The organism is Kitasatospora sp. NPDC059673, assembly GCF_042734215.1.
GTDB lineage: Bacteria > Actinomycetota > Actinomycetes > Streptomycetales > Streptomycetaceae > Kitasatospora.
On sequence record NZ_JBHWEN010000039.1, the window covers coordinates 34319 to 41414 of the forward strand.

Sequence of the window (7096 nt, forward strand, 5' to 3'; positions counted from 1 at the left end):
CAATGCGGGGAAAAGTCAATTCCCCCCCTTTGCAAAAAAGGGAGGGAATTGACTTATTTGCATATGATATTCGATTTTCCTGGAGCTATTTTCCCGCTCACTCGCCTTCGGCGAGCAGCGCGTCCGCCACCCGTCCGGCGGCATCGCCGTCGTCCAGGTCGCAGTACGCCTCGCGGAACGCCTCGTACTTCTCCGCGTACTCGGCGGTGACCTGCGGCAGGTTGCCGAGCGCCGCGACCACCTCGGCGGAGGTGCTGAGCAGCGGGCCCGGGGCCTTGGTCTCCAGGTCGAGGCTGAAGCCGCGCAGGTTGTCGCGGTAGTGCTCCAGGTCGTAGGTGAAGAACAGCACCGGACGGCCGGTGTTCATGAAGTCGAACACCGAGGCGGAGTAGTCGGTGACCAGGACGTCGGCGACCAGCAGCAGCTCCGCCATGTCGGGGTAGGTGCTGACGTCCCAGACGTAGCCGTTGCCGGCCTCGGGGAGACGGCCGCGGACCACCTCGTGGGCGCGGACCAGCAGGACCTGGTCGTCGCCGAGGGCGGCGCGGGCCGCTTCCAGGTCGAGCTGCAGGTTGAGCTGGTAGCCGCCGTCGGGCAGGCGCCGGTCCTCGCGGAAGGTGGGCGCGTAGAGCACCACCTGCTTGCCCTCGGGCAGGCCGAGCTGCTCGCGGACCCGCTCGGCGGTCTTCTCCCGGTCGGGGGCGAACAGCAGGTCGTTGCGCGGGTAGCCGCTCTCCAGCACCTTGCCCTCGAAGCCGAAGGCGCGACGCAGCATGGGCGCGGCCCAGCGGCTGCCCGCCACCAGCAGGCTCCACTGCGGCACCTCCTCCTTGAGGTGCTCCAGGTAGCCGGAGTCGGTGAACCAGACCTTCTCGAAGTCGGTGCCGATCCGCTTCAGCGGGGAGCCCTGCCAGGTCTGCAGGACGACCTGGCCGGGGCGGCGGCGGAAGTACGTCGGCAGGTGGGTGGAGGTGACGATGTACTTGGCGGTGGACAGCGCCTCGAACCACTCGGGGGAGCGGTGCCGGACGCACTCGGCGGTCTGCGGCAGCTCGGCCTGCAGATCGACGGAGGTCCACAGGTGGCGCAGCGGAAGGCCGCGGCGGACCAGCTCCTCGTGCACGGCGCGCGGCGAGTCCGCGTACAGGCCGCCGTCGGCGGCCCACCAGTCCTCGCGGACGGTGTGGTAGAGCACGGTGTTGGTGAGCGGACGGCGCTGCCCCTCGGTGTACGCGGTGCGCAGCTGCCGCTGCCGGTAGCCACTGCGCTCGGCGGGGGACAGCGGGTCGTGGGACTCCAGCGACAGGCTGTCGAAGGCGCGGCGCTCCAGGGCGACCCGCTTGCCGCGGGCCTCCAGCTCCAGCGGCAGGGCGTCGAAGGTGGACGCGGCGAGCACCGCGGCCGGCCACTCGCTGTCGACGGCGGCGCCGACCGGGCGGAACAGCACCGTCCAGGTGCCCTTGTGCAGCGGGACCTCGCCGGCGAAGGACGCGGTCGGCACCGCGGGCAGCGCGGCCCGGAAGCGGCCGTCGGCGATCTCCACCGGGTAGGCGTGCTCCTCGCGGCGCTTGCCGTGCAGGATCACCAGTTCGTAGCGGTGGGTGCCGGGCAGCGGGAAGGAGCCGCTGAGCATGAAGCCCTCGCCGCCCTTGGCCCGGGTGATCTCCTCGACGACCGGCTGCAGCACCTGGTCGCACAGCTGCAGGTAGCCGCTGGGGGAGGGCTTGGCGTACAGCGCGCGGGCGCCGTCGCCGAGCGGCAGGTGCAGGCCGACGGGGGCGCGGCGGTCGTCCAGGACGACCGGCAGGCCGGTGCCGTCGGAGAGCTTGAGTTCGAGGTCCCAGCGGTCGCGGGTGCGCTTCTCGGAGGTCGGGTCGAGGGCGTTCCAGGCCTCCCGGACGGCGGTCAGGTCGGCGACCCGGACCCGCGCGGTGAACGGCAGGTCGCGGCCGGACGGGACACCCAGGTCCAGCGGGACGGCCACGTCGCGCTCGGACTCGACGTGCTTCAGCCGCAGTTCGGCGCCGGCCAGGTCGGCGCCGGAGCGGACCAGGCCGTGCAGTTCGAGGGTGCCGTTCTCGGCGGACACCGCGGTGGCGCGGGCACGCACCCGCTCCACCCGCAGCAGCAGGTGGCCGTCGCGCTGCCACGGCACCACCCGGACGTCGTCCTCGACCCAGTGCACGGGCGCGTACTCGGCGCGGTCGTGCCAGCCGACCGACACCCGGCCCTTGTAGACGCCGCCCTTGCCGACGCCGGCCACCAGCACCCGCCAGGAGCCGTCCTTCCACTCGCCGCGGTGCTTGAGCCGCTGCGGGTCGATGGTGGCGGAGAAGCCCGCCCAGTCGCAGCTGTACAGGTCGTGCGGGGAGCTGGCGGTGGCCTCCGGGCTGAACTCGGCCCGGGTCTGCACCGCCACCACCCGGCGGCTCTTGGCCTCGCGCAGGACCAGCGCCTTGACCATGTCGTGCTTGTTCTCGGCGCCCAGGTGCTCGGGGAAGGCGTGCCCGGTCAGCTGGAGCCGGCCGCCCGACCAGCGGGCGTCGTACACCCGGGAGCGCATCACCAGGGCGTTGCTCAGCCGCAGCACGTCCGCCGGGACGCTCTTGCGTCCGCCGCGCAGGAACGGATAGTCGGCGTACGGGCGGAGCAGGCCGCGGGCCGGGGCGGCGCCGTTGCTGTCCTTCTCGAAGCGCAGCTGCTCGATCAGCTCGGCGAGCCGGCCCTGCAGGGTCAGGTGGTACTTGAGCTTCAGCGGGGCGCGCAGCTTGCGGACCTGGTCCGGGCCGATGGCGCGCAGCAGGCGGCCGACCGACTCCAGGTAGGCGGCGTTGTACTCCGGGTCGCCCTCCAGCACCGAGCCGAAGAACATCGGGATCTCCTCGACGAGGTTGTTCTCGTCGTAGGAGTGCAGGTACTTGCGGAACTTCGGGTCGGTCTGCTTGCCCAGCCAGTCGCGGACCAGCTCCATCGACTTGACCCGGTCGATGACGCCCTTCGGGTTGGTCTTCATCTGGGTGATCGACATCTCGCCGACCTCCCGCTCGCGCCAGTGGTAGATCGGCTCGGCGAGCACGTCCACCCGGCGGGCCAGGTAGTGGTGCGGCACGCTGACCGGGGCGTCCTCGTACAGGATGCCCTCGGGGTAGAGCACACCGGCCTGGTCGAAGAACGAGCGGCGGTACACCTTGTTCCACGCGGTGCGGTCGGTGACCAGCGCCGGGATCTCGGTGATGTGGGTGCGCAGCCGGGTCGCCGCGAACGGCTTGCGGTGGCCGCCGGACTGGTAGTGGCCGACGGCGCGGAAACGCAGCACGTTGCCGGTGCAGAAGTCCGAGCCGGTCTCGTCCAGCGTGCCGATCATCAGCTCGTATGCGGACGGCGGCATGGTGTCGTCACTGTCGACGAACGCGAGGAACTCGGTGCCCTCGGAGATGTGCCGGTAACCGGTGTTGCGCGCCGCGCCGAGGCCCTTGTTCACCTGCTGGACCAGCCGGAAGCGCGAGTCCTTCGCGGCGTAGGCCTTCGCGATGGACGCGCTGGAGTCCTTGGAGCCGTCGTCGACCATGACACATTCGAAGTCGTCGAAGGTCTGGGCGGCGATCGAGTCGAGGCACTCCTCGAGATAGCGCTCGACGTTGTAGATCGGGACGACGACGGACAGACGGGGGGCCATCGGGAGCGCAGAGCCTTTCCTCAGGGAGTGCGGCCGGGTGGGCCCGGCAGATGTGTCGAACCCGGACCGGCACCGGCCGCGATCCTACCTCTCCGGGCTTGCTAGTCTGCGCCTGGCCAGGCCAGGTCAGGAGAGTGAAGAGATGCCGCGGTTCAGCGTGATCGTGCCCGTCCACGCCGTCGAGGAGTACCTCCCCGCCTGCCTGGAGTCCGTCCTCGGGCAGACCTTCACCGACTTCGAACTGATCGCCGTGGACGACCGCTCGCCCGACGGCTGCGGCGCGATCCTCGACGAAGTCGCCTACCGGGACAAGCGGGTGACGGTCCGTCACCTGGAGCAGAACGTCGGCCTGGGCCTCGCCCGCAACGCCGGACTCGAACTCGCCACCGGCGACTATCTGCTGTTCCTGGACAGCGACGACACCCTCACCCCCGACCTGCTGGCCGCCACCGACGCCCGGCTGCGCGCCACCGGCGACCCCGACCTGCTGGTGTACGACTACGCCCGCAGCTACTGGGACGGCCGCGTGGTGCGCTCCGCCTCCGCCCCCGTGTTCGCCAAGCCCGGCGCCGACACCTTCACCCTGGACGAGCGCCGCGACCTGCTCGACCTGCTCCAGGTGGTGTGGAACAAGGCCTACCGCCGCGAATTCGTCCAGCAGCAGGGCCTGACCTTCCCGCCCGGGTACTACGAGGACACCCCCTGGACCTACCCGGCGCTGCTCGCCGCCGAGTCCATCACCCTGCTCGACCAGGTCGGCGTGCACTACCGGCAGCGCCGCGAGGGCGGAAACATCCTGGCCACCGCCTCCCGCAAGCACTTCGACGTCTTCGAGCAGTACGACCGGGTGTTCGCCTTCCTCGACGCCCGCCCCGACCTGGACCGCTGGCGGCCGGTCATCTACCGGATGATGCTCGGCCACCTCGCCACCGTCGTCACCAAGCCCGGACGCGTCCTGGCCGCCGACCGCCGCGAGTTCTTCCGCCGCGCCGCCGAGCACTGCGCCCGGCACCGCCCGGCCGGGTACCGGCCGCCCGCCGGGCCGGAGGGCGTGCGCGGCGAACTGCTCAGCCGCGGCAGCTACCTGGGCTTCCAGAGCCTGCGGGTGCTGGCCAAGGCCCGCCGCGCGGTGCGTCGCTGAGCCGCCTTCGAGTCGGCTTCGAGCCGGCTTCGAGTTGCCCTTGAGCTGCTTCGAGCCACCTTCGAGTTGCCGTTGAGTTGCCGTTGAGCCGCTTTCGAGCCGCTTTCGAGCTGCCGTTGAGCCGCTTTCGAGCTGCTTCGGAGCCGCTTTCGAAGCGCTGAGCCGCTGAGCCGTCCGGCCGACGGCGCGTCACCCGGACGCCGCATCGTCCGGCCGGTATACAGCGGAGGATGGACTTCCTCACCGGCCTGCCCCTGATCGGTCCGCTGGTGGCCCGGATCCTGCGCAGCCGCCCGTACCTGGTCTACCGGCTGTTCGCCGACGTGGAGGGCAACCGGCTGGCCGGGGCGGTCACCTTCTTCGGGTTCCTGGCCCTGTTCCCGCTGCTCACCGTGGCCCTGGCGATCGCGCTGGCCACGCTCTCCGACTCCCGGGTGCACCAGCTCCAGGAGAAGATCGCCGAACAGCTGCCCGGCCTCGCCGACGCGCTCGACCTGAACGCGATGGTCGCCAACGCCGGCACCGTCGGACTGCTCTCCGGCGCCCTGCTGCTGGCCTCCGGCCTCGGCTGGGTGGACACCATGCGCGGCGCGGTGCGCACCGTGTGGCGCCTGCCCGACGAGGGCGGGAACCTCGTTCAGGTGAAAGCCCGGGACAGCGTGGTGCTGCTCGGACTGGGCCTGGTCTGCCTCGCCTCGCTGGCGGCGTCCGCGGTCGCCACCACGCTCGCGCACCGGTTCTCCGACTGGCTCGGCCTGGACGGCGGGGGCGCCCGCCGGCTGCTGTCCGGGCTCGGTTTCCTGATCGCCGTCTGCGCCGACCTGCTGCTCTTCTGCTACCTGCTCGGCCCGTTCCCGCGGATCGTGGTCCAGCGCCGCCGGGCCCTGCTGCAAGGGGCGCTGATCGGCGCGGTCGGCTTCGAGCTGCTCAAAGTGGCGCTCTCCTCGTACCTGGGTTCGGTCGCCGGCCGCAGCCTGTACGGGGCGTTCGGGGTGCCCGTGGCACTGCTGCTGTGGATCAACTTCGTGTCCAGACTGCTGATGTACTGCGCGGCCTGGACGGCACTCGCCGACCCGGAGGCCGCCCGCCGACGGGCCGTCAGACAGGCCGAGGCGGCACTGGCGCAGGCTGGTGAAACGCCTCGTTCACCCCCTGTCCGACATGCGGACAACTGACTATGATCCCGGTCACAACATCAAGCTCGGCCGTCCCGCCGTCCGACCGTCCTGCCGGTGCGTCCTCGCGCCCCGGCCACCTTCCCAGGAGGCCGTGTGTCACTCGACACCACCGCCGCTCCGCCCGTGCCAGCCACCCCCGACGACGTTCCCGGGTGGTTCTTCCGCGTCGACCGTGAGGTCTTCTCCTGGCTGCTCAGCCGCCAGAGCGAGGCCGGCGTCACCGGCGACCTGCTGGAGATGGGCGCCTACCTGGGCCGCTCCGCGATCCTGCTCGGTGACCACCTGCACCCCGGGGAGACCTTCACCGTCTGCGACCTGTTCGACATGGACGCGCCGGACGACGAGAACTCCGCCGAGATGTCGATGTCCTACCGCTCGACCCTCACCCGGCGCGCCTTCGAGACCAACTACCAGGCCTTCCACGCCGAACTGCCGACGATCGTGCAGGCCCCCACCTCGGTGCTCGCCGACGGCCGGATCCCCACCGACAGCTGCCGCTTCGTCCACATCGACGCCTCGCACCTGTACGAGCACGTCGCGGGCGACATCCGGGTGGCCCGCGATGTCCTCGCCGGCAACGGCGTGGTCGCCCTCGACGACTACCGCGCCCCGCACACCCCCGGCGTGCACGCCGCCGTCTGGGAGGCCGTGTTCACCCTCGGCCTGAAGCCGGTGCTGCTCACCCCCGAGAAGTTCTACGGCACCTGGGGCGACCCGGACGCGGTCCGCGCCGACCTGTTCGCCCGGGACTGGCGGGGCGAGGGCTTCCGGATGGACGAGGAGTACCTGGCCGGGCAGACCTGCCACCGCCTCGCCTGGGACGAGCCGTCCGGCCGCTCGGACACCACCGCCGGGGCCCAGGCCGGCAGCCCGGCCGGACCCGCCGGCCGCCCGCGCCCGCGGCGCTCGCTCGCCCGCCGGGTCGCGCTCGACGTGATGCCCCCGGTCGCCACCCGCGCGGTACGCCGCGCCCTGGCCGCCGGGCGCGCCCGCAAGTCCGACTAGCTGTTCTGTCCTGTGAGGTTGGGGACGCGGCTGGCGGGTGGTTTGCCTGCGAGTGCGGTGTGTCCGCGGTGGTGATTGTAGGTGTGGAGCCAGGCG

General features: G+C 71.4%; 4 protein-coding genes. 3 read left to right on the plus strand and 1 reads right to left on the minus strand.

Annotated features, from left to right (window positions below; translation table 11 throughout):
* Nucleotides 1-97: 97 nt before the first annotated feature.
* Entirely contained in the window at nt 98-3676 is a 3579-nt protein-coding gene (locus tag ACFV18_RS30980) for a CDP-glycerol glycerophosphotransferase family protein (protein ID WP_380488613.1), read from the minus strand.
* 142 nt (nt 3677-3818) lie between these two features.
* Here ACFV18_RS30980 and ACFV18_RS30985 point away from each other — a divergent pair, with 142 nt between their 5' ends.
* The 3 genes from ACFV18_RS30985 to ACFV18_RS30995 all read left to right on the plus strand — a co-directional run bounded on the left by ACFV18_RS30985 (nt 3819) and on the right by ACFV18_RS30995 (nt 7000).
* Nucleotides 3819-4817 carry a glycosyltransferase family 2 protein gene (locus ACFV18_RS30985; protein ID WP_380488614.1) on the plus strand — a complete coding sequence of 333 codons (999 nt, stop codon included), beginning with the start codon at nt 3819-3821 and terminating at the stop codon, nt 4815-4817.
* A gap of 230 nt (nt 4818-5047) precedes the next feature.
* Entirely contained in the window at nt 5048-5992 is a 945-nt protein-coding gene (locus ACFV18_RS30990) for a YihY/virulence factor BrkB family protein (protein ID WP_380488615.1), read from the plus strand.
* 96 nt (nt 5993-6088) lie between these two features.
* The gene (locus ACFV18_RS30995) at nt 6089-7000 is read left to right on the plus strand and encodes a class I SAM-dependent methyltransferase (RefSeq protein WP_380488616.1); all 912 of its coding nucleotides are present in this window, start codon (nt 6089-6091) and stop codon (nt 6998-7000) included.
* Nucleotides 7001-7096 lie beyond the last annotated feature (96 nt).